This window comes from Actinosynnema sp. NPDC059335, assembly GCF_042752395.1.
Classification (GTDB): Bacteria; Actinomycetota; Actinomycetes; order Mycobacteriales; family Pseudonocardiaceae; genus Actinosynnema.
Genome location: NZ_JBHYXZ010000103.1, coordinates 8,874 through 30,990 on the forward strand (window position 1 = coordinate 8,874; position 22,117 = coordinate 30,990).

16 protein-coding genes and 1 tRNA gene are annotated in these 22,117 nt (G+C 72.7%); 10 read left to right on the forward strand and 7 right to left on the reverse strand.

Annotated features, from left to right (window positions below):
- Positions 1–115: 115 nt before the first annotated feature.
- Together ACFXGA_RS27440 and mfd are read right to left on the reverse strand one after the other, a co-directional pair.
- Entirely contained in the window at positions 116–1,051 is a 936-nt protein-coding gene (locus ACFXGA_RS27440) for a SurA N-terminal domain-containing protein (RefSeq protein WP_378092624.1), read from the reverse strand.
- A 13-nt stretch (positions 1,052–1,064) separates the two neighbouring features.
- Complete coding sequence (mfd, locus tag ACFXGA_RS27445) at positions 1,065–4,628, reverse strand: transcription-repair coupling factor (protein ID WP_378092626.1); 3,564 nt, start codon at positions 4,626–4,628, stop codon at positions 1,065–1,067.
- A gap of 428 nt (positions 4,629–5,056) precedes the next feature.
- Between mfd and ACFXGA_RS27450 the strand changes: the two genes are divergently transcribed.
- The gene (locus ACFXGA_RS27450; protein WP_378092628.1) at positions 5,057–6,184 is read left to right on the forward strand and encodes a PQQ-dependent sugar dehydrogenase; all 1,128 of its coding nucleotides are present in this window, start codon (positions 5,057–5,059) and stop codon (positions 6,182–6,184) included.
- Positions 6,185–6,341: 157 nt separating this feature from the next.
- On the opposite strand, the gene ACFXGA_RS27455 is transcribed toward ACFXGA_RS27450, so the two are convergent.
- Both ACFXGA_RS27455 and ACFXGA_RS27460 read right to left on the reverse strand, forming a co-directional pair.
- On the reverse strand, positions 6,342–6,935 hold the full coding sequence (locus ACFXGA_RS27455) for a TetR family transcriptional regulator (RefSeq protein ID WP_378092653.1): 594 nt from the start codon (positions 6,933–6,935) through the stop codon (positions 6,342–6,344).
- Positions 6,936–7,060: 125 nt separating this feature from the next.
- The gene (locus ACFXGA_RS27460) at positions 7,061–8,020 is read right to left on the reverse strand and encodes an acyl-CoA desaturase (RefSeq protein WP_378092629.1); all 960 of its coding nucleotides are present in this window, start codon (positions 8,018–8,020) and stop codon (positions 7,061–7,063) included.
- A gap of 154 nt (positions 8,021–8,174) precedes the next feature.
- On the opposite strand from ACFXGA_RS27460, the gene ACFXGA_RS27465 reads away from it, so the two are divergent.
- From ACFXGA_RS27465 to pth, 8 genes are all read left to right on the forward strand, one after another.
- On the forward strand, positions 8,175–9,320 hold the full coding sequence (locus tag ACFXGA_RS27465; RefSeq protein ID WP_378092631.1) for an alpha/beta hydrolase family protein: 1,146 nt from the start codon (positions 8,175–8,177) through the stop codon (positions 9,318–9,320).
- A 297-nt stretch (positions 9,321–9,617) separates the two neighbouring features.
- Positions 9,618–9,688 (forward strand) — tRNA-Gln (locus ACFXGA_RS27470).
- Positions 9,689–9,780: 92 nt separating this feature from the next.
- Positions 9,781–11,427, forward strand: coding sequence for a GGDEF domain-containing protein (locus ACFXGA_RS27475; protein ID WP_378092633.1), 1,647 nt, complete (start codon positions 9,781–9,783; stop codon positions 11,425–11,427).
- A 67-nt stretch (positions 11,428–11,494) separates the two neighbouring features.
- Positions 11,495–12,973: a bifunctional UDP-N-acetylglucosamine diphosphorylase/glucosamine-1-phosphate N-acetyltransferase GlmU gene (glmU, locus tag ACFXGA_RS27480; protein ID WP_378092635.1), complete on the forward strand. Its 1,479-nt coding sequence runs from the start codon at positions 11,495–11,497 to the stop codon at positions 12,971–12,973.
- A gap of 13 nt (positions 12,974–12,986) precedes the next feature.
- Complete coding sequence (locus ACFXGA_RS27485; RefSeq protein WP_378092655.1) at positions 12,987–13,958, forward strand: ribose-phosphate diphosphokinase; 972 nt, start codon at positions 12,987–12,989, stop codon at positions 13,956–13,958.
- 289 nt (positions 13,959–14,247) lie between these two features.
- A complete protein-coding gene (locus ACFXGA_RS27490) occupies positions 14,248–14,856 on the forward strand; it encodes a 50S ribosomal protein L25/general stress protein Ctc (protein WP_378092638.1) in 609 nt (202 codons plus the stop codon).
- 58 nt (positions 14,857–14,914) lie between these two features.
- Positions 14,915–15,427: a DivIVA domain-containing protein gene (locus tag ACFXGA_RS27495; protein WP_378092640.1), complete on the forward strand. Its 513-nt coding sequence runs from the start codon at positions 14,915–14,917 to the stop codon at positions 15,425–15,427.
- Positions 15,417–15,986 (forward strand): aminoacyl-tRNA hydrolase, encoded by a 570-nt coding sequence (gene pth / locus ACFXGA_RS27500; RefSeq protein WP_378092642.1) that lies wholly within the window; start codon positions 15,417–15,419, stop codon positions 15,984–15,986. Before ACFXGA_RS27495 ends, pth begins: the two co-directional genes overlap by 11 nt.
- A 19-nt stretch (positions 15,987–16,005) precedes the next feature.
- Here the strand turns inward: pth and ACFXGA_RS27505 are convergent, their stop codons facing one another.
- Positions 16,006–17,655 carry a fatty acyl-AMP ligase gene (locus tag ACFXGA_RS27505; protein WP_378092644.1) on the reverse strand — a complete coding sequence of 550 codons (1,650 nt, stop codon included), beginning with the start codon at positions 17,653–17,655 and terminating at the stop codon, positions 16,006–16,008.
- A 107-nt stretch (positions 17,656–17,762) separates the two neighbouring features.
- Here ACFXGA_RS27505 and ACFXGA_RS27510 point away from each other — a divergent pair, with 107 nt between their 5' ends.
- Positions 17,763–18,971 carry a DivIVA domain-containing protein gene (locus ACFXGA_RS27510; protein WP_378092647.1) on the forward strand — a complete coding sequence of 403 codons (1,209 nt, stop codon included), beginning with the start codon at positions 17,763–17,765 and terminating at the stop codon, positions 18,969–18,971.
- 114 nt (positions 18,972–19,085) lie between these two features.
- On the opposite strand, the gene ACFXGA_RS27515 is transcribed toward ACFXGA_RS27510, so the two are convergent.
- Together ACFXGA_RS27515 and ACFXGA_RS27520 are read right to left on the reverse strand one after the other, a co-directional pair.
- Positions 19,086–20,855 (reverse strand): ABC-F family ATP-binding cassette domain-containing protein, encoded by a 1,770-nt coding sequence (locus ACFXGA_RS27515; protein WP_378092649.1) that lies wholly within the window; start codon positions 20,853–20,855, stop codon positions 19,086–19,088.
- A gap of 75 nt (positions 20,856–20,930) precedes the next feature.
- Complete coding sequence (locus ACFXGA_RS27520) at positions 20,931–21,896, reverse strand: 4-(cytidine 5'-diphospho)-2-C-methyl-D-erythritol kinase (RefSeq protein ID WP_378092651.1); 966 nt, start codon at positions 21,894–21,896, stop codon at positions 20,931–20,933.
- Between the last annotated feature and the right edge of the window lie 221 nt (positions 21,897–22,117).

The following is a 22,117-nucleotide window of genomic DNA, read 5'->3' on the forward strand; positions in this document are numbered from 1 at the left end:
TCGCCCACACGCCGGCGGCGAACAACTCCACCCCCCACAACCCCCCCCCCCCCCCCCCGAGGGCGTGCCCGGCGCCGGCCGGGCAGGACGGGGGTGGCGCCTACGACGACAACGGTCACGGCGACGTCTGGCGGACCGTCGCCCGGTAGCCGCTCAGCTCGCCCTCGCTGGGCGCGAGGGAGATGGCCGTGTCGTCCCACAGCCCGTAGCGGGGGTTGACCCGGATCTCCGGGTCGCCGGCCAGCGTCTGCACGAGCCGCAGGCCGATCTGCTCCAGCAGCTGCGGCGTCAGCTGCTCGGTGGACGACTCGCCGGACGCCCGCACGTCGGTCTTGCGGTCGGTCACGTACGCGACGATCCACTGCGCGCTGCTCGGGTCCGGCGCGAACGCCACCACGGTGCCCGCCGGCACGCCGAACAGCGGCGACTGGGCGGCCTGCGGCGACTCGGCCGAGCGCACCCGCTGGCCCTCCTTGGACAGCGCCTGGCCCTGCGTGCCCTGCGGGGCGTCGGCGATGAACTCGGCCATCTTCGCCGGGTTCGCCGCGACCTGCTTGGCCTTGTCGACGGCCTCGGCGTTGTCCTTGGTGAAGAAGTAGTCGAACGTGACCTCCATCCGGTCCACGTACTTGCGCGCCAGCTCGACCAGCAGCAACTGGTCCTTGGCGCGCTCCCGGAAGGTCGCCGCGTCGTACACGGTGTTCTGCGAGGCCAGCTCCGCGCCGCCGGCCTGCTCGACCGACTCGGTCACGGCCTCCTCGGACACGGTCACGCCCTCGCGGCGCGCGGCCTGCTCGATCAGCTCGTGCTGCACGCCCAGGGTCACGAGCTGCCGCGCGACCTGGTCGAGCTTGCGCTGGTCGTGCAGCTTCCGGGCCTCGGGCTCCTTCTTGAGCACGACGTCCAGGCGCTGCTGCACCTGCTCCAGCGGCAGCACGGTGTCGCCGACGATCGCGGCCGAGCCCACGTGGCCCGGTCCGGTGCCGCAGCCCGCCACGAGCAGTGCGACCGCCGCGCCGATCAGGGTGAAGCGCTTCTGCAGAGTCCTCACGACCAGTACCTTCTCACGTCCTCGTGACGCCGCTCACGGGAGTCCCCGCCAGAGACTCCAGGAAGTGCGCGCACCAGTCCAGCAGCTCCTGGTCGCGCAACTGCGGTGCGCCCATCCGGCCGCCGGCCGCGCCCTCGGTCGGCCTAGGCACGCTCACCGTGCGGGCGGTCTGCTTGTAGACCGCCTTGGGGAACAGCCGGCGCAGCCGCACGAGCTGGCTGTCCTTCAGCTCCAGCGGCGCGAACCGGATCGTCGCGCCCTGCGTGGCGACCTCCGTGACGCCGTGCGCCCGGCACGTCTGCCGGAACCGGGCGACCGCGAGCAGCCGTTCGACGGGCAGCGGCGGCGTGCCGTAGCGGTCCTTCAGCTCGTCCCACACGGCCTGCAACGCGTCCCCGTCCGCCGCCGCGGCGATCTTGCGGTACGCCTCCAGCCGCAGCCGCTCGCCGGGCACGTAGTCGTGCGGGATGTGCGCGTCCACCGGCAGGTCGACGCGGACCTCGGCCAGCTCCTCCTCGGCCTCGCCGTCCGCGCCCGCGTGCCTGCGGAACGCCTCCACGGCCTCGCCGACCAGCCGCACGTACAGGTCGAAGCCGACGCCCGCGATGTGGCCGGACTGCTCCGCGCCGAGGATGTTGCCCGCGCCGCGGATCTCCAGGTCCTTCATGGCCACCGCCATGCCCGCGCCCAGCTCGGTGTTCTGCGCGATCGTGGCCAGCCGGTCGTGCGCGGTCTCGGTCAGCGGCGCCTCGGGCGGGTAGAGGAAGTAGGCGTAGCCGCGTTCCCGGCCGCGGCCGACGCGCCCGCGCAGCTGGTGGAGCTGGGCCAGGCCGAGCAGGTCGCCGCGCTCCACGATGAGGGTGTTGGCGTTGGAGATGTCCAGGCCGGTCTCCACGATCGTGGTGCAGACGAGCACGTCGTACTCGTTCTCCCAGAAGCCCTGGATGATCTTCTCCAGGCGGTCCTCGTTCATCTGGCCGTGCGCGGTGATCACCCGCGCCTCGGGGACCAGCTCGCGCAGGTGCCGGGCGGCGCGCTCGATGGACGACACCCGGTTGTGCACGTAGAACACCTGGCCGTCGCGCAGCAGCTCGCGGCGGATGGCGGCGGCGACCTGCTTGTCGTCGTACGCGCCGACGTAGGTCAGGATCGGGTGCCGCTCCTCGGGCGGGGTGAGGATGGTGGACATCTCGCGGATGCCCGCGAGCGACATCTCCAGGGTGCGCGGGATGGGCGTCGCGGACATCGTGAGCACGTCCACGTGCGTGCGCAGCGCCTTGATGTGCTCCTTGTGCTCGACGCCGAAGCGCTGCTCCTCGTCCACGATCACCAGGCCGAGGTCCTTGTAGCGCAGGCCCTTCTGGAGCAGCCGGTGCGTGCCGATGACGATGTCCACCTCGCCGTCGGCGAGGCCGTTGACCGTCTGCTCGGCCTCCTGCGGGTCGGTGAACCGGGACAGCCCCTTGATCGTCACCGGGAACGCGCGCATCCGCTCGGTGAACGTGTTCAGGTGCTGCTGGGCGAGCAGCGTGGTCGGCACGAGCACCACGACCTGCTTGCCGTCCTGCACGGCCTTGAACGCCGCCCGCACCGCGATCTCGGTCTTGCCGTAGCCGACGTCGCCGCAGATCACCCGGTCCATCGGGACCGTGCGCTCCATGTCGGCCTTGACCTCGTCGATGGCCGCCATCTGGTCCACGGTCTCGGTGAACGGGAACGCGTCCTCCAGCTCCCGCTGCCACGGCGTGTCCGGCGCGAACGCGTGACCGGGCGCGGCCTGGCGGGCGGCGTAGAGCTGCACCAGCTCGGCGGCGATCTGCTTGACCGCCTTGCGGGCCTTGGCCTTGGTGTTCTTCCAGTCGCTGCCGCCGAGCTTGTTCAGCGTGGGCAGCTCGCCGCCGACGTAGCGGGACACCTCGTCCAGCTGGTCGGTCGGCACGAACAGGCGGTCGCCGGGCTGGCCGCGCTTGCTGGAGCCGTACTCCAGCACCAGGTACTCGCGGGTCGCGCCGGCCACGGTGCGCTGCACCATCTCGACGTACTTGCCGATGCCGTGCTGCTCGTGCACCACGTAGTCGCCCGCCTTGAGGGCGAGCGGGTCGACGGCGTTGCGGCGGCGGCTGGGCATGCGGCGCATGTCCTTGGTGGACGTGCCGTGCCGGCCGCCGGTGAGGTCGGTCTCGGTGAGCACGACCAGGGCCAGCTCGGGCAGCGAGAAGCCGTCCTCCAGCGCGCCGCGCACGACCGTGACGGCGCCCTTCTTCGGGGCGGTGTCGAGGACGTCCCGGAGCACGACGTTCACGTCGGCCTCGCGGAGCTGCTCGGTGGCGCGCTGCGCGGTGCCCGCGCCGGGGACGACGAGCACCGCCGTGCCGCCGGACGCGGTGTGGGCGCGCAGGTCGGCGAACGCCCGCGCGATGTCGCCCTGGTACGCCTCGACGTGCTTCAGCTCCAGCCGGAGCACGTCCGAGCCCTCCGTGGTGAGCTGGCTGAGCGTCCACCACGGCCGGTCCTTGGCCCTGGCCGCGGTGGCGACCTCGGCGAGACCGCGGTAGGCCGACGCGCCGAGGTCGATCGGGGCCTTGCCGCCGCCGGCCGCGGCCATCCACGACGCCTCCAGGAACTCCTGGCCGGTGCGCACCAGGTCGTGGGCGCGGGCGCGGATCTTCTCCGGGTCGTTGAGCACCACGTGCGTGCCCGCCGGGACGACGTCGGTGAGCAGTTGCAGCTCGCCCTCGCACAGGGCAGGGATGAGGGCCTCCATGCCCTCGGTGGGGATGCCGGACGCGATCTTGTCCAGCATCTCGTGCAGGTGCGCGTCGGCGGCGTGCTCCTCGGCGAGCGCCGCCGCCCTCTCCCGGACCCGCTCGGTGAGCAGCAGCTCGCGGCACGGCGGGGCGGTGAACGCGGCCACCTCCTGCGGCAGCGACCGCTGGTCGGCGACGGAGAAGGGGCGGATCTCGCTGACCTCGTCGCCCCAGAACTCGACCCGCAGCGGGTGCTCGGCGGTCGGCGGGAACACGTCCAGGATGCCGCCGCGGACCGCGAACTCGCCGCGCTTCTCGACCATGTCGACGCGGGTGTAGGCGATCTCGGCGAGGTTGACCAGGAGCGCCTCGAAGTCGTGCTCCGAGCCGACGGCCAGGTGCACCGGCTCCAGGTCGCCCAGGCCGGGGGCCATCGGCTGGATCAGGCTGCGGACCGTGGTGACGACGACCTTGAGCGGCGCGCCGTCGGGGTGGGCCAGGCGGCGCAGCACCTCCAGCCGCGCGCCGACCGTGTCGGCCCGGGGCGACAGCCGCTCGTGCGGCAGCGTCTCCCAGGACGGGAACAGGGCCACCTGCTCCGCGCCGAGGAGGTCGCACAGCACGGCCCGCAGGTCGTCGGCCTCGCGGCCGGTCGCCGTGACCGCGAGCACGGGCGCGCTGTTCGCCAGGGCCGCGGCGACCAGCGGTCGGGCCGCGGGCGGGCCTTCCAGTTCCAGGTCGGGCACGCCGACCGAGTCGGCGAGGGCGCGCAGCGCCTTGTCGGGCAGGACGGCGGTCAGCAGGCCGGACAGCGGGCCGGGCTGGGGCATTGCGGTGGCTCCCCGGGATCAAACGCGGACAGACCCCTGCCCGGGACCGAACGTCCACCGGAGGGGTTCTCGGCTGCCAGCCTACGGCCCTCCCGGCCGGGGTGCCCCGTGATTTCGGCCGACCCCCGACCGCGGACCGGTCGTCGAGGGGTCGTCGCGGCCGGTCGGCAATCCGGTTGACGGGCGCGCCACGCTGGGGGTGGACGAAGCGTGACCGGGCGTGCGCGCGGGGCGGGGTGAATCACCCGAACGGGTTGCGGCAGGGTGGTGCGGGCGACCGTGCCGGCCGGTGTGATGGGGGTGGGGACTCGTCCGGGCGCGGGGGGATTCGGGGGCGGCCCGCCGCCGGGCCTCGACGGTCGAGCGCCCGTTGCCGACGCCGGGCACGTGTACGTGGACTACACATGGGGGTTGACATGCTGGGGGACATGCGTCGTTTTGTCGGGTTCGCCGCCGTCGCGGCGCTCGTGCTGGGCGGGTGTTCGGCGGAGGGCGCGGGTGGCACCGCCCCGGCCACGACGACACCCGCGGGGCTGCGGGTGGACGTCGTCGCGGACGGGCTGAGCCACCCGTGGGACGTGGGCTTCCTGCCCGACGGGCGACTGCTCGTGCCGCAGCGGCCGGGGCGGATCGCGCTGGTCGCGCCGGACGGGCAGGTGACCGACGTCGAGGCCGACCTGGGCGACGTGGTGGCGCGGGGCGAGGGCGGGCTGATGAGCCTGGTCGTGCACCCGGACTTCGCCACCAGCCGCCGGTTCACCACGTGCGCCAACACCGCGTCGGACGTGCGGCTGGTGACGTGGGAGCTGGACGGGACCAGGGCGACCCGGGTGAAGGACCCGCTGCTGGCGGGCCTGCCGAGCTCGCCGAGCGGGCGGCACTCGGGGTGCCGGATGGCGCTGGACCGCGACGGCAACCTGCTGGTCGGCACCGGTGACACGGCGCGGGGCGACGTCCCGCAGGACCGGTCCAGCCTGGGCGGCAAGGTGCTGCGGGTGGACCTCGCCACCGGCGAGGGCGTGGCGGGCAACCCGTTCGGGGACCGGATCTACACCTACGGGCACCGCAACGTGCAGGGCGTGGCCGTGCGGCAGGACGGGATGGTGTTCACCGCCGAGCACGGGCCGTCCACGGACGACGAGGTGAACGTGCTGAAGGCGGGCGGGAACTACGGGTGGGACCCGTCGCGGGGCGGCACGGTCGGCGGGTACGACGAGGACGTGCCGATGACGGACCTGGAGCGGTTCCCGGACGCCGTGCCCGCCGCGTGGTCGTCCGGCTCGCCGACGGAGGCGATCTGCGACGCCGCGTTCCTGGTGGGCGAGCAGTGGGGCGCGCTGAACGGCGTGCTGGCCGTGACCGCGCTGAAGGGCGCGAAGCTGCTGCTGTTCACCGTGACCCAGGAGGGCGGCGTGCACTCCGTCGCCATCCCGCCGGAGCTGGACGGCGCCTACGGCCGCCTGCGCGGCGCCGAGCTGTCCCCCGACGGCTCGCTCTACCTGACCACCTCGAACGGCACCGACGACAAGGTCCTCCGCCTGACCAACCCCACCTGACCCACCGCGCGTGTCCCACGTCCAGAACGCGCGTGTCCTACGTTCGCGTACCCCGAGTTGAACGCTCGGAACAACCAGCGGCGTTCCGAACGTTCAACTCGGGTGTTCCGGACGTAGGACACGCGTGACGCGGACGTAGGACACGCGCGTGTGGGGGTCAGCGGGTGCGGAGGCGGGGTTTGTGGTCCATGTGGGACAGGCCCTTCCAGGCCAGGTTGACCAGGTGGGCGGCCACCTCGTCCTTCTTCGGCTTGCGGACCTCCAGCCACCACTGGCCCGTCAGCGCCACCATGCCCACCAGGGCCTGCGCGTACAGCGCGGCCAGCTTGCGGTCGTAGCCCTGGCGCGAGAAGTGCAGGCCCAGGATCGACTCGACCTGGGACGCGATGTCGTTCAGCAACGACGAGAACGTGCCGGTGGACGACGCCACGGGCGAGTCCCGCACCAGGATCCGGAAGCCGTCCGTCGAGCCCTCGATGTAGTCGAGCAACGCGCACGCCGCCTGCTCCAGCAGCTCCCGCGGGTGCCCGCCGGACAGCGCGTTGACGATGTGGTCCATCAGGTACTGCATCTCGCGGTCCACCACGACCGCGTAGATGCCCTCCTTGCCGCCGAAGTGCTCGTACACCACGGGCTTGGACACGCCCGCCCGGTGCGCGATCTCCTCGATGGAGGTGACCTCGAAACCCTTCTCGGCGAACAACGCGCGGGCCACGTCGAGCAGTTGCTCGCGCCGCTCCTTGCCCGTCATCCGCACGCGCGGCACCGGTGCCCCGTCGCCACGCCGTCTCCCCGCCACCTCAACCACCCTAAACACCTGCCCCCCGCGTGGACCGCGAGGGGCAGGTGGGTCGATCCGGAGACCTGCTCCGGGAGCTACTTCTTGGCGCTGATGCGGGCCAGTCGCTGCTGGTTCGGCCAGCGCACGTTGGTCGCCCAGCCGAACTTCTCGAACAGCCAGATCAGCCGGGCCGAGGTGTCGATCTGCCCGCGCTTGACGCCGTGCCGCGCGCACGTCGGGTCGGCGTGGTGCAGGTTGTGCCACGACTCGCCGAAGCTCAGGATCGCCAGCGCCCAGACGTTGGCCGAGCGGTCGCGCGCGGCGAACGGGCGGTCGCCCACCATGTGGCAGATCGAGTTGACCGACCACGTCACGTGGTGCAGGAACGCCACCCGCACGAGGCCCGCCCAGAAGAACGCCGACAGCGCGCCGGCCCACGACATGGTGATCAGGCCGCCGAGCACGCCGGGCGCGAGCAGGCTGATCGTGGTCCAGAGCCAGAACAGGTTGTCGACCCGGACCAGGTCCTTGTCGGCCAGCAGGTCCGGCGCGAAGCGCTTGGCGTTGGTCTTGTCACGCTCGAACAGCCAGCCCATGTGGGCGTGCCAGAAGCCCTTGGCCAGCGCGACCGGGCCGGTGCCGAACAGCCACGGCGAGTGCGGGTCGCCCTCGCGGTCGGAGAACGCGTGGTGGCGGCGGTGGTCGGCGACCCAGACGATCACCGGTCCCTGCAACGCCATGCTGCCCGCGATGGCCAGCGCGATCTTGAGCGGGCGGTTGGCCTTGAACGAGCCGTGCGTGAAGTACCGGTGGTAGCCGATCGTCACGCCGAGGCCGGACAGGTAGTAGAACGCGACGAAGAGCGCGACGTCGACCCAGCCCAGCCCCCAGCCCCAGGCGAACGGAACGGCCGCGAGCAGAGCCAGGAACGGCACGATGACGAACACGTACACGCCGAACTGCTCGACGTGTCCCCGTCGTCCTTCGATCATCGGCTTGGGTCCGCGATCCTCCGGACCTTGCGGCGTGGACCGACTCTCCAGGGTGCTGGTCATACATGTACCTCGTTGTGTATCGGGGCTACCTACGGAACCGTAACTTACGGCAGCGTAAGTTGCGGGAACCTCGTCCCGCCATAGCCGGAGCGGAAATCACGGCGTGTTCTCAGGAAGTCGGGCGTGTCGATCACGGCCGGCGCATCATTCGGTGATGGGGTCTCCGAACGTCCGCGGCCGCCGTCGCACGCGGATCGCGCTCGTCACGTTCACGGTGGTGTTCCTGCTGCTCAGCGGGGGCCTGCTGGGGTTCGGCTGGTACTACAGCGGTCAGCTGCTGGAACCGGAGAACGCCCGTCCGGGCTACCCCGACACGGTCATCTCGTCCGCGTCCGGGACCGTCTCGCTGACGGAGTCCAGGATCACGGTGCTGCCCGGCACGTGGGGCCTGGTCTGGCCGGGCGGCGGCGCGAAGGTCGGCCCGGTGACCCACCGGTCGGAGGGCACGGTGGTCCGCGAGCTCCAGGGCACCGCGCCCCCGGACGGCACGCACGTCCGGCTGGAGACGGCGGTGTGGAGCACGGACCCCGCCACCGCGCACGACCTGCCCTACACGGACGTGCGGATCCCCACCGAACTGGGTGACGCGCCCGCCTGGTTGGTGCCCGCGACGTCCGCCACCTGGGTGGTGGCGGTCCACGGTCGGGGTGGCACGAGGGCCGAGGCCCTGCGGGTCATGCCTGCGCTGCACGACCTCGGGCTACCCGTTCTGGCCGTGACGTACCGGAACGACGAGGGCGCGCCCCGCTCCCCCGACGGGCTCTACCACCTGGGCGACACCGAGTGGCGGGACGTGGAGGCCGCCGTGCGGTACGCCAAGGAGCACGGCGCGCGCGACGTGGTGCTCTACGGGTGGTCCATGGGCGGCGCGATCGTCGGCCAGTTCCTGGGCCGGTCGGCGAACGCGGGCGACGTGGTCGCCGCGGTGCTCGACGCGCCCGTGGTGAGCTGGACCGGGACGTTGGAGCTGCAGTCGCGCAACCGGGGCGTGCCGGAGCAGCTCGTGCCGATCGCGGAGCTGGTCTCGGACTGGCGGGCCGACCTGGAGTTCGACCGCTTCGACCTGGCCGTCAACCCGCCCGCGCGCCGGCCGCCGACGCTGCTGTTCCACGGCGGCGCGGACGGCACCGTGCCGGTGCAGGCGTCGCGCGACCTGGCCGCCGCGGCGGGCCGGCTCGACTGGCCGCTGAGGTACGTCGAGGTGCCGGCCGCCGAGCACACGGCGGCGTGGAACGTGGACCCCGAGTCCTACGACCGCGCGCTGACCGATTTCCTCGACTCCGTCGAGGCGATTCGATGACACCGCCAGGGCGTCCGCACGTGCCCGATCGACTACAGCAAGTAGTTTACCGTGTGATGGTTACGCCCGAAATTGTCTTCCACAGCCCCTTCCGGGCACCACTCAGCGTTGCCACGACACCGACCCGAGTTCAGCCGCCGGTGACATGACGCGCGTCACGCAACGCCACTGCCTGCGAAAACACTCTCCGTCATGATCGAATTACCGAGTGGTTGCCGCCACTTGAGTGGTGGTGCTGACCTCCGAGCGGCACTCGTGACAACATGTGTTCGCGCGGTCGGGGCGAGCCCCGGCCGTTCCGCCATGGTGTAAAGGCAGCACCTCGGATTTTGGTTCCGATGGTCCAGGTTCGAATCCTGGTGGCGGAGCGAGGGGCCGGGCCACGAAGGGCCCCGGCCGCCCTGCGTCTGCATGGGGGTGTGAGTCGCTGCACGAGGAAGCGGTCGACGAGCAGGGCATCGTGGGGCCGGCGCTCCACGAGATGTCCGACGCGTGGCTGGTCGGCCGCGCGAGCGAGCTCGTGGCCGTGGCCCAGAGCAGCCACCTGCCCGACCAGCTCGACGCCGCGCGGGAGGTCGACGAGATCCTGGCCGAGGCGCAGGGGCGCGGCGAGCCCCGGATCGTCGGCCAGCTCCTGCGCGCGGCCGCGGTGGTCCGGATCGTCACCCCCGGCCTCGTGGACACGTCCGACCCGATCCTGGACGAGATGCTCGTGCACTGCCGCCGGCACGGCCTGCTGGTGCTGGAGGCCGAGGCGCACGCCCTGCGCGGCCGCCGCTACCTGCTGGGCGGGTTCGAGGACAAGGCGCTGACCGAGGTCGCGAGCGGCCTCGCGATGCTGGAGGAGGACCTCACCCCGGACCCGATGCTCGACAAGCGCACGTGGGACCGGCTGCTCGCGTCCTCGTTGCAGTCGACCGGGCTGGTGCTCACCCAGCTGGGCGTCTACGAGATGGCGGACGAGGTGCTGGCGCGGGCGCACAACGCGATCCGGGACAGCGCCAACCCGCACCAGATCTACGTCCACCTGGTCAACCGCACCCGGCTGCTCATCGGCTGGGGCCTGCGGCTGGAGCGCGTGGACAACTTCGAGGAGGCGGCCGACCGGTTCACCACCGCGTCGGCCATCGCCACCGCCGTCGAGGGCCCGTTCCGCGAGTCGCTGCACCCCGGCAGGCGCGACCGCAGCGCCGCCGAGCAGGTGCCGGTGATCGGCGCGGCGCACGCCCTGGCCAAGCCCGGCGCGGAGCACATCGCGCGGCTGTGGAGCCTGCGCGAGCTGGCCATGTACGCCCGCGAGCTGATCATCGTGTCGATCGCGCTGGCCCGCTGCCTGGAGATGGAGGAGCTGCCGCAGCAGGCGCTCCAGGTGCTGCACGACGCCCGCGAGCGGCTGGAGCGCGACACCTCCGAGCCCACCCTGATGCTGTGCCTGACCCGCGAGTACGCCCGCATGTCCGGCCCGCACGGCGAACGCACGATCTCGGCGTTGCAGACCTACGCCAACGCGCTGGAGGTGGAGCTGTGGCTGATGCAGGAGGCCCGCACCGCCACCCTGCTCACCCGGCGCGACCACGAGCGGCTGACGCGCGCGCACGGCGCGATCGCGCAGCAGGCGTTGCAGGACCCGCTGACCGGGCTGCCGAACCGGCGCGCGCTGGACGACCGGCTCGCCGCGCTGATCAACGCGCAGACCCACCCGATGTCCATCGCCCTGGTCGACCTGGACGGGTTCAAGGTCGTCAACGACAAGCACTCGCACGCCGAGGGCGACGACGTGCTGCGCGTGATTGCGAGCACACTGCGGCAGGCGCTGCGGGGCGACGACCTGGTGGCCCGCTACGGCGGCGACGAGTTCGTCGTGCTGCTGCCCGGCGCGCCCCTGCACGCCGCCGAGGCGGCCCTCGGCCGGGCCGTGGAGGCGGTCGCCGGCCTGCCATCCGACCTGTCCAGGGGCGTCACGCTGTCGGTGGGCGTGATCTCCGTGCGGCCGCGCGAGTCGGCCCACGCGGCGCTGGCCCGAGCCGACTCGGCGATGTACGCGGCGAAGCGCCGAGGTGGCTGCCAGGTTGCGGCCGTGGCGGGCGAGCCCTCCTCGGAGGCTTAGTATCGGCACCTGGCGGGAAGCCAGGCCCCTCCCGCTGAAGGCACGCACTCAGCTAGGGAGAGCGCTGATGCTCGAGGGTGTCCCCACCCCAGTCAGCACGATCGTCCTCGCAGCGGGTGAAGGCACCCGCATGCGCTCAGCCACCCCGAAGGTGTTGCACCGGATCGCGGGCCGCTCCCTGGTGGAGCACGCCGTGCGTGCCGCCGCCGGGACCGGACCGGACCACCTGGCCGTCGTCGTCGGCCACGGCCGCGCCGCGGTCGCCGAGCACCTCGACGGCCTGTCCACCGCGCTGGACCGCAAGGTCACCGTGGCGGTGCAGGAGGAGCAGAAGGGCACCGGGCACGCGGTCGGCTGCGGGCTGGCCGAGCTGCCCGCGGACCTCGGCGGCACGGTCGTGGTGACCTACGGCGACGTGCCGCTGCTGGACGCGGACACGCTGCGCGGCCTGCTGGCCGAGCACGGCGCGCGCGGCAACGCGGTGACCGTGCTGACCGCCGTGGTGGCCGACCCGACCGGGTACGGGCGGATCGTGCGGTCGGCGGACGGCTCGGTCGAGGCCATCGTCGAGCAGAAGGACGCCACGCCGGAGCAGCGGGCCATCACCGAGATCAACTCCGGGGTGTACGCCTTCGACGCGGCCGTGCTGCGCGACGGGCTGTCCCGGCTGTCCACCGACAACGCCCAAGGCGAGCTGTACCTGACCGACGTGCTGACCATCGCGCGCGGCGACGGCCGGCGCGTGGGCGCGCTCGTCACCGAGGACGCCTGGCTGGTCGAGGGCGTGAACGACCGCGTGCAGCTGGCCAGGCTGGGCGCGGAGCTGAACCGCAGGCTGGTGGAGCGGGCCATGCGCTCCGGCGTGACCGTCGTGGACCCGGCCACCACGTGGCTGGACGCCGACGTGCGGCTGGACCGCGACGTGCTGGTCGAGCCGAACGTGCAGCTCAAGGCCGGCACCACGGTCGGCGAGGGCGCGGTCGTCGGACCGGACACCACGCTGTCGGCGTGCGTGGTCGGGGCGGGCGCGACCGTCGTGCGCACGCACGGGTCGGGCGCGGAGATCGGGCCGGGCGCGTCCGTCGGCCCGTTCGCCTACCTGCGGCCGGGCACCCGGCTCGGCGACGGCGGCAAGATCGGCACGTTCGTCGAGACGAAGAACTCCGACATCGGCGCGGGCAGCAAGATCCCGCACCTGAGCTACATCGGCGACGCCACCATCGGCGAGAACTCCAACATCGGCGCGGCCAGCGTCACGGTGAACTACGACGGCGTGAACAAGCACCGCACCACGATCGGGTCGTACTGCCGCACCGGTTCGGACAACATGTTCGTCGCCCCCGTCACGGTCGGTGACGGCGCGTACACCGGCGCGGGGACCGTGGTGCGGCGCGACGTGCCGCCCGGCGCGCTCGCCGTGTCCGGCGGGCCGCAGCGCAACCTGGACCGCTGGGTGCTGTCCCGCCGGTCGGGGACGTCCTCGGCCGAGGCGGCGGAACGTGCTCTGACGCCCGAGAATGCAGGTACAACCGATGAAGGGCGCTGACGTGAACCCCACGATGGCCGGGACACCCAAGAAGAACCTGATGCTCTTCGGCGGGCGGGCGTACCCCGAGCTGACCGAGCAGGTCGCCAAGCACCTGAACGTGTCGGTGACGCCCCAGTCGGCGTACGACTTCGCCAACGGCGAGATCTTCGTGCGGTTCGAGGAGAGCGTGCGCGGCTGCGACGCCTTCGTCATCCAGTCCCACTGCGCGCCCATCAACCAGTGGCTGATGGAGCAGCTGATCATGGTGGACGCGCTGAAGCGGGCGTCCGCGAAGCGCATCACCGTGATCATGCCGTTCTACCCGTACGCGCGGCAGGACAAGAAGCACCGCGGCCGCGAGCCGATCTCGGCGCGCCTGGTGGCGGACCTGTTCAAGACCGCGGGCGCGGACCGGCTGGTGGCCGTGGACCTGCACACCGCGCAGATCCAGGGCTTCTTCGACGGCCCGGTGGACCACCTGTGGGCCATGCCGCTGCTGGCCGAGCACATCCGGGACAAGTACGCGGGCCGCGACATCACCGTCGTCTCCCCCGACGCCGGCCGCACCAAGCTGGCCGAGAAGTGGGCGGACACCCTCGGCGGCTGCCCGATCGCGTTCATCCACAAGACCCGCGACCCGCTGCGGCCGAACGAGGTCGTGGCCAACCGGGTGGTCGGCCAGGTCGAGGGCCGGCTGTGCGTGGTGATCGACGACATGATCGACACCGGCGGGACGATCACCAAGGCGGTGGAGCAGCTGCTCGCCGAGGGCGCGTCGGACGTGGTCATCGCGGCCACCCACCCGGTGCTCTCCGGCCCGGCCGTGGAGCGGCTGCGCGACTGCGGCGCCCGCGAGGTCGTGTTCACCGACACCCTCCCGATCCCGGCGGAGAAGCGGTTCGACGCGATGACCGTGCTGCCGATCGCGCCGCTGCTGGCGCGCGTGATCCAGGAGGTCTTCGAGGACGGCTCGGTGACGTCCCTGTTCGACGGCAACGCCTGACCGCTCGCACCGAGGCCCGGCACGCCCCCGCGGTGTGCCGGGCTTCCGCATTCGCCGGGCCGCCGGGCGGGGAACGAACCCCCGATTAGGCCCAGTCCGCCGGATCGGCCTACACTGGTTGGGTTGCCTCGGCGAGGGCGAGCATCACGCTCGGCGTGATCGACGCGGCGGTTGTGATGCCGCGCGTGTTCACCCTCCGCGCCGCCCGCCGCCGCAGGCCGCCCCCGCTTCGCCCCGCCCGACGTACCCGCCGACGTTTACCAGGCCAGACCGTTAGGAGAGCCCCACCGTGTCCGAGGTCCGTCTCGCCGCAGAGCAGCGCACCGAGTTCGGCAAGGGCGCCGCCCGCCGCACCCGCCGCGCCGGCAAGATCCCCGCGGTGCTCTACGGCCACGGTTCCGACCCGAAGCACCTGGCCCTGCCGGCGCTCGAGTTCGCCCGTGTTGTCCGCGAGCACGGTCACAACGCAGTTCTCACGCTGGACATCGAGTCCTCGACCGAGCTGGCGCTGACCAAGACCGTCACCACGCACCCCATCAAGAACTACATCGAGCACGTCGACCTGCTGCTGGTGCAGCGGGGCGAGAAGGTCACCGTCGAGGTGCCGATCGTCGTCACCGGCGACCCGGCCGCGGCGACCCTGCTCACCCAGGACCTCACCACCGTCCAGGTGGAGGCCGACGCGCTGAAGATCCCCGAGCAGGTCGAGGTCTCCGTCGAGGGCCTGGAGGCCGGCACCCAGATCCACGCCTCGGACCTGACCCTGCCCGCCGGCGCCACCCTGGTGACCGACGCGGACGCGCTGGTCCTCGCGGTGAACGCCGCGCCGACCGCCGCCGAGCTGGACGGCGACACCGGCGAGGCGGCCACCGAGGCCGAGGCCACCGAAGAAGGCTGAGCCCATCACGTCGGGCAACTCGAACGGCACGCCACCCCCGCCGCACGGCTGGGGCGGCGTGCCGTTCCCGTTCCTGAGCCCGGCGCAGGTGCGCGCCACCCGGTTCCCCCGCCGGCGGGGCAAGGGCTACGACCCGGCGCAGGTGGACGCGTTCGTGCTGCGCATCGCCGACGCGCTCGCCGGCCGCACCCGGCTGCACCCCGACCAGGTGCGCGCGGTCGCGTTCACGGAGATCGCCGGCGGCTACGACCAGCGGACCGTGGACGACTTCCTGGCGGCGTGCGAGCACCAGCTCCGGACGGGCCACGTGCCGCCGACGACGTTGCAGACCGGCGAGGCGCTGCTGGCGGTGAAGCTGCCCCGCTCCCCGAACGGCTACGATCGCGGCGAAGTCGACGCGTTCCTCGGCCGGGCCGCCGCGGCGCTGGACGGCCGGGGCCGGATGACCTCGAGCGAGGTGCGCCACACGCGGTTCAGCACCACGTCCGGGCTGCGCCGCGGCTACCAGGTGCGCGCGGTGGACGCCTTGTTGGACGAGCTGGAGCAGGAGTTGCGGTTCCGTGGTCGATGACGTCGCCCTGGTCGTCGGGCTGGGCAACTCCGGCCCCAAGTACGAGGGCAACCGGCACAACGTCGGCTTCCTCGTGCTGGACGTGCTGGCGGCCCGCGTGGGCGGGAAGTTCAAGGCGCACAAGGGCGGCGCCGAGGTGGTCGAGGGCAGGCTGGCGGGCCGTCGGGTGGTGCTGGCCAAGCCGCGCGGCTACATGAACACCTCCGGCGGCCCCGTGGCGGGCACGGCGAAGTTCTACAAGACGCCGCCGTCGTCGATCATCGTCGTGCACGACGAGCTGGACCTGCCGTTCGGCGCCGTGCGGCTCAAGCTCGGCGGCGGCGAGAACGGGCACAACGGCCTGCGGTCGATCACGAAGTCGCTGGGCACCAAGGACTACCACCGGGTGCGGTTCGGGGTGGACCGGCCGCCGGGTCGGATGGACCCGGCGGACTACGTGCTGCGGGACTTCTCGCCGGTGGAGCGCAAGGAGCTGGCGCTGGAGCTGGACCGGACGGCCGACGCCGTGGAGGCGTTGCTGGAGTTCGGCCTGGAAGCCGCCCAGAACCGGTTCCACTGAGCGCCCGGCCCCACCCACGTCAACCGGCGGGCACCAGGGACGCGGCGGCCGAGCGGCGCAGCTTGCCGGACGGCGTCTTCGGCAGGCTGCCCGGCTTGAGCACCACCACCGAGAACGGCCGCAGCCCGACCGCGTCCACGACCCGCGCGCTGATCTCCCTGCTCAACGCGCGCACCGCCGCGTCCTCGCCGGCCAGCTCCGACTCGACCACCACGGCGAACCGCTCGCGCCGCGTGCCCGCGTCCAGCCGCACGGCCACCGCGTTGCCCGCGCGCACGCCCTCCACCGCGGTCGCCGCGCGCTCGATGTCCGTGGGGTAGATGTTGCGCCCACCCATGATGATCACGTCCTTGCGCCGCCCGCAGACGACGACCTGGCCGTCCACCACGTACCCCTCGTCGCCGGTGTCGAGCCACCCGTCGGCGTCCTGCGTGGCGCGCGGCCCGTCCACGGTGAGGTAGCCGGGCGTCACGGCCTCGCCGCGGACCCGCAGCTGCCCGACCTCGCGTTCGCCGCGCACCGCGCCCGAGTCGTCCACGACCTGCACCTCCAGCCCCGGCAGGGGCGGCCCGAGCAGCGGGAACGCCCGCGCGTTCGGGCTGTCCGGCGGCACGGGCACGGCACGGCGGCCCGCCTCCAGCTCGTCCGGGTCGACCACGTCGACCGAGATGCCGGTGAACACCGGCGCGAACGCCACGCCCAGCGTCGTCTCCGCCATCCCGTACGCGCACAGCACGCACTCGGGCCGCAACCCGAACCTCGCGCCCGCGTCGGTGAAGCGCCGCACCGCCTCCGGGTCGATGGGCTCCGCGCCGTTGAGCGCGATCCGCAGCGTCGACAGGTCGAGCGCGCCGTCGTCCACGTTGCGCATGCGCCGGGCGGCGATGGCGTAGGCGAAGTTCGGGGCGGCCGTGATGGTGCCCCGGTAGCGGCTGATCAGCTCCGGCCACAGGGTGGGCCGGCCCAGGAAGTCGACCGGCGTCACCTTCACCAGGTCGATGCCGAACAGCATGGGCACGGTCAGGAAGCCGACCATCCCCATGTCGTGGAACAGCGGCAGCCAGGAGACCATCCGGTCGGTCTCCGGGTCCAGCTCGGCGGCGGCCTCCATGGCCTTGGCGTTGGACCACAGGTTGCCGTGCGTGATGCGGACGGCCTTGGGGTCCGCGGTGGACCCGCTCGTGAGCTGCAACAGCGCCGGCATGTCCTCGTCCACCTCGACGGGCGCGGCCAACGGCTCGCCGTCCAGGTCGTCCAGCCTGCGGTAGGCCACGCCGTGCTCGTCCAGCACGCCCGAGAGCGCGTCGAACGGCGCGCCCAGCAGCACCAGCTTCGCGCCGATCATGCCCAGCACGCGCAACGTGTCCTCGGCCCACTCGGCGAGGTCGGTGCGGGCCGTCGGCTGGTGCAGCATGGTCGTGCTGCCGCCCGCCAGCCACACCGCCTGCACCGCCGGGGCGATCGCGGCCGGGTCGCCCGCGAGCACCGCGACCGAGCCGCCGCGCGCCACCCCGCCGGCGACGAGCGCGCCCGCCATCCGCGCGGCCCGCTCGTGCACCTCGGCCCACGACCGGCGGACCGGGGCGTTCGGCTCCCCCGTGGTCATGCCCCGCGCCCGTCCCCCGGCGCTCGCAGCGGTTGCCACCATCGTGTCCACGAACCGGCTCATGCCCGCCAGGGTAGAGCGATCTTCGCCGGCATTGAGCCGATAGGGCGAAACATCGGACGCGCCGTGCCGCGATACTCCCCGGTACACCACACGAAGGAGGTAACCGGGTGGCCGGGTTCGACGCTCGTCAGCACCTGCCGGCACATCCGGCGCCGCTGTTGGGCGCGCAGGATCTGCGGCAGGTCGCCTTCCACCGCCCCCCTCCCGGCCAACCGGGGTACGACGAGGGCCAGGTGGACGCTTTCCTCGACCGCATCGAGGCGACGTTGCTGGGCCGCGACGACGTGACCGAGGACGACGTGCGCCGGGTGCGGTTCAGACCCGCGAGACCGGGCTACTACGCGGCCGAGGTCGACGCGTTCATGGACCTCGTGGCCGAGACGCTCGGTTCCACGCCCCAGCGCCGGCAGGCCACCGCGCCCGCGCAGGGCGCGCACGCCACGTCGACCGGGATGCGCCCGGCGGCCCGGCTGACGCCCCAGGACGTGCGCGGCGTGCGGTTCCACAAGCCCAGGCCGGGCAACCGCGGCTACCACGAGGGCGAGATCGACGCGTTCCTCGACCGGATCGAGAACACCCTGGCCGGCCGGGACGACCTGACCGCCCGCGAAGTGCAGGACATCGAGTTCGCCTACGCCCCGCCGGGGCAGGTCGGGTACGACGAGGACGACGTGGACACGTTCCTCGACCTGGTCGTGGTGACGCTGGAGCGGATGCCCACCCCGCCGCGCGCCGTCCCGCCGCCCCCGCCCGTGCGGCCGCGCCCCGGCCCCGGCGCCCGCCCGCTGACCGCGCGCGACGTGCGCACCGCCGCGTTCGGCAAACCGCCGCGCGGCCGCCGCGGGTACCAGGAGTCGCAGGTGGACAAGTTCCTGGACCGCATCGAGAACACCCTGCTGGGACAGGACGACCTGACCGCCCGCGAGGTCCGCGAGGTCCGCTTCAGCCGGCCCATGTTCGGCCGGCGCGGGTACGACGAGACCGAGGTGGACGCGTTCCTGGCGCGGGTGGAGAAGCAGTTGGGCGAGGGGCCGCCGCGCCCGTCCGCGCTCCCGCCGATCACGTCGTGGAAGCAGCTGCGCCTGATCAAGATCCCGGCCGCGGGGCCCGCCCAGCGCGGCTACCGGACGTCCCAGGTGGACCGGCTGCTGGAGGAGGTCGGCATCGCGCTCGACGGCATGGTCGGCGCGTCGTCGGCGGAGGTGGCCAAGGCGAAGTTCGCCACGGCCCTGATGCCGGGCCAGGGCTACGACTGCTCGTACGTGGACGAACTGCTGCCCCTGCTCGCCACCGAACTCCGCCGCCGCAACCGCTGACCCGTGTGTCGAACCTCCAGGACCCCTGAGTTCCACGTTCAGGACGAAACCTGAGCGTTGAATTCGGGGGTCCTGAGCGTTCGACACACGGGACCTGGGTGTTCGACTCTCGGGTCAGGGTTCGGCGGTTTCGGCGGCGGCCAACCAGCGGGTCTCGACGTCCTCGGCCTCGGCCATGACGGCCTTCAGCTCGGCGTCGAGGGCCAGCAGGCGCTCCGGGTCGGTGGCCGCCTCGGCCAGCGCGGCGTGCAGCTCGGCTTCCTTCTTCTGCAGCACCTCCAGCCGCCGCTCCAACCGCGCCAGCTCCTTGCGCGCCGCCCGCTGGTCCGCCGCCGACGACGGCGCGGACGCCTGCTTCGGGGCCGGCGCGGCCGCCGCCTCCTTCCGCGCGTCCCGCCGCCGCAGGTACTCCTCGATCCCGCCCGGCAGGTCGGTGAGCCCGCCGTCGCCGAACAGCGCCACGACCTTGTCGCACACCCGTTCCACCAGGTACCGGTCGTGCGAGATCACCACCAACGTCCCCGGCCACGAGTCCAGCAGGTCCTCGAGCTGCTGCAACGTGTCGATGTCCAGGTCGTTGGTCGGCTCGTCCAGCAGCAGCACGTTCGGCTCCGCCATCAGCAACCGGCACAGCTGCAACCGCCGCCGCTCGCCGCCGGACAGGTCGCCGACCGGCGTCCACTGCTTCTGCGACGAGAACCCGAACCGCTCGGCCAGCTGCGACGCCGACATCTCCTGCTTGCCCAGCACGACCCGCCGCGCCACCTCCTCGACGGCCTCCAGCACCCGCATCGACCCGTCCAGGTCGTGCAGCTCCTGGCTGAGGTGCGCGAGCTTCACCGTCTGCCCCTGGACGCGCCTGCCGCCCTCCAACTCGCGCTCACCGGCCAGCGCCCGCAGCAGCGTCGTCTTGCCCGAGCCGTTCACGCCGACGATCCCGACCCGGTCACCCGGCCCGATCCGCCACGTCAGGTCGCGCACCAGCACCCGGTCGGGCACGGTCAGCGTCGCGTCCTCCAGCTCCAGCACCGTGCGCCCGAGCCGCCGCTTGGCGAACGCCAGCAGCTCGACCGAGTCGCGCGGCGGCGGCACGTCGGAGATCAACGCCTCGGCGGCCTCGATGCGGTAGCGGGGCTTGGACGTGCGGGCGGGCGCGCCCCGGCGCAGCCACGCCAGCTCCTTGCGGGCCAGGTTGCGGCGCTTCTCCTCGATCGCGTCGGCCAACCGGGCCCGTTCGGCCCGCGCGAAGATCCAGTCCGCGTAACCGCCCTCGTACTGCTCGACGCGACCGCCGACGACCTCCCACGTCCGGCTGCACACCGTGTCCAGGAACCACCGGTCGTGGGTCACCACGACGAGTGCCGTGCGGCGGGCGAGCAGGTGCTCGGCCAGCCACCGCACGCCCTCGACGTCCAGGTGGTTGGTGGGCTCGTCCAGCACGACGAGGTCGAGGTCCTGCACCAGGGCCGCCGCCAGCGCCACCCGCCGCCGTTCGCCACCCGACATCGTGGCCACGGGCGCGTCCATGCCGAAACCGGTGATGCCGAGGCCGTCGAGGATCGACCGCACCCGCGCGTCGGCGGCCCACTCGTGCTCCGCGTCGAACCCGAGCGGGTCGATCACGGCGTTGCGGACGGTCGAGCCCTCGGGCAGCTCGGTGCGCTGCGTCACGACCGCCATGCGCAGGCCGCGGTTCTGGCTGACCCGTCCCTCGTCCGGCTCGGCGAGCCCGGCCAGCACCTCCAGCAGCGTCGTCTTGCCGCCGCCGTTGAGGCCGACGACCCCGATGCGGTCGCCCTCGCCGACGCCGAGGGACACGCCGTCGAGCAGCGGACGCACGCCGAACGACTTGGAGACGTTCTCCAAGTTGACCAAGTTGGCCATCTACCAGCACCTTCATCGAGATTCGGGGTGTGACAACGCGGTGCGCCAGCCTAGCCACCGGCCGCACCGGACAGGTCAGGCGTGCACCTCGGGCGGCGTCGGCCGGGGAGCTTCCTCCGTGCCGACGACGCGGGCCCCGTGCACCGGCCCCTGCGCCACGCGGACCGTCCGGCACACGCCCGCGCCCGCCAGCTCGGCCGCCACGCGCACCGCCGAGTCACCGTCCGTGCACAGGAACGCGCAGGTCGGACCCGATCCGGACACCAGACCGGCCAACGCGCCCGCGTTCACCCCCGCGCGCAGCGTCCGGCGCAGGTTGGGCCGCAGCGACACGGCGGCGGCCTGCAGGTCGTTGCCGAGGAGCAGCGCGAGCTGGCGCGGGTCGCCGGACGCCAGCCCTTCGAGCACGGCCTCCGCCTCGCCCACGCGGGGCGGGTCGCCCTCGGCGCGCAACCGGTCCAGCTCGTCGAACACCTCGGGCGTGGACAGCCCGCGCCGGTCGAACGCCAGGACCCAGTGGAACGTGTGGCGGGACAGCACGGGCACGATCCGGTCACCCCGGTCCGTGCCGAGCGCCGTGCCGCCGTAGATGGCGAACGGGACGTCCGCGCCGATCCGGCCCGCGACCTCGGCCAACTCGTCCCGGCTGATCTCCAACCGCCACAGCGACGCCAACCCGACGAGCGTCGCGGCGGCGTCCGCGCTGCCCCCGGCCATGCCCCCGGCGACCGGGATGGACTTGCGGATCACGACCCGGACCTTGGGATCCTCCGGATCACGGCCGACGTGCTGGGCCAACGCCCGCACCGCCCGCCACGCCAGGTTGGACGGCCCGGTGGGCACCGAGTCGGCGCCCTCGCCGTGCACCTCCACCCCGGGGTCGTCGGCGATGGCGACGGTGACCTCGTCGGTCAACGACAGGGCCTGGAAGATCGTCACCAGGTCGTGGTACCCGTCCGCGCGGGGATCGCCTACGGCGAGGTGCAGGTTCACCTTGGCCGGGACACGGACGGTGACCGGTGGTGGGACGACAGCGAGCACGCCATGAGCCTACGGGCGTTTCCCGGTTGCCCGCTCCTACCAACCTCTGACCTGCGACAAAACACACTCCCCACCCCCCGCGACCACCCACCCAACCCACCCCCGCGACCGGTCACGCCTTCCGCACAAAGAAGGGTTCCGTGTCATCCCGCCGACCTGGCGCAGCCCTACCGCGCGTGTCAAGGGGGCACTTCCAGCCCTACCGCACCTGACGCTGGAAC

Excerpts from the sequence above, each read along its gene's own strand:
- mfd (WP_378092626.1), bottom strand. The coding sequence starts at position 4,628 with ATGCCCCAGCCCGGCCCGCTGTCCGGCCTGCTGACCGCCGTCCTGCCC.
- ACFXGA_RS27450 (WP_378092628.1), top strand. The coding sequence starts at position 5,057 with ATGCGTCGTTTTGTCGGGTTCGCCGCCGTCGCGGCGCTCGTGCTGGGC.
- ACFXGA_RS27455 (WP_378092653.1), bottom strand. The coding sequence starts at position 6,935 with ATGACGGGCAAGGAGCGGCGCGAGCAACTGCTCGACGTGGCCCGCGCG.
- ACFXGA_RS27460 (WP_378092629.1), bottom strand. The coding sequence starts at position 8,020 with ATGACCAGCACCCTGGAGAGTCGGTCCACGCCGCAAGGTCCGGAGGAT.
- ACFXGA_RS27465 (WP_378092631.1), top strand. The coding sequence starts at position 8,175 with ATGGGGTCTCCGAACGTCCGCGGCCGCCGTCGCACGCGGATCGCGCTC.
- glmU (WP_378092635.1), top strand. The coding sequence starts at position 11,495 with ATGCTCGAGGGTGTCCCCACCCCAGTCAGCACGATCGTCCTCGCAGCG.
- ACFXGA_RS27485 (WP_378092655.1), top strand. The coding sequence starts at position 12,987 with ATGGCCGGGACACCCAAGAAGAACCTGATGCTCTTCGGCGGGCGGGCG.
- ACFXGA_RS27505 (WP_378092644.1), bottom strand. The coding sequence starts at position 17,655 with ATGAGCCGGTTCGTGGACACGATGGTGGCAACCGCTGCGAGCGCCGGG.
- ACFXGA_RS27515 (WP_378092649.1), bottom strand. The coding sequence starts at position 20,855 with ATGGCCAACTTGGTCAACTTGGAGAACGTCTCCAAGTCGTTCGGCGTG.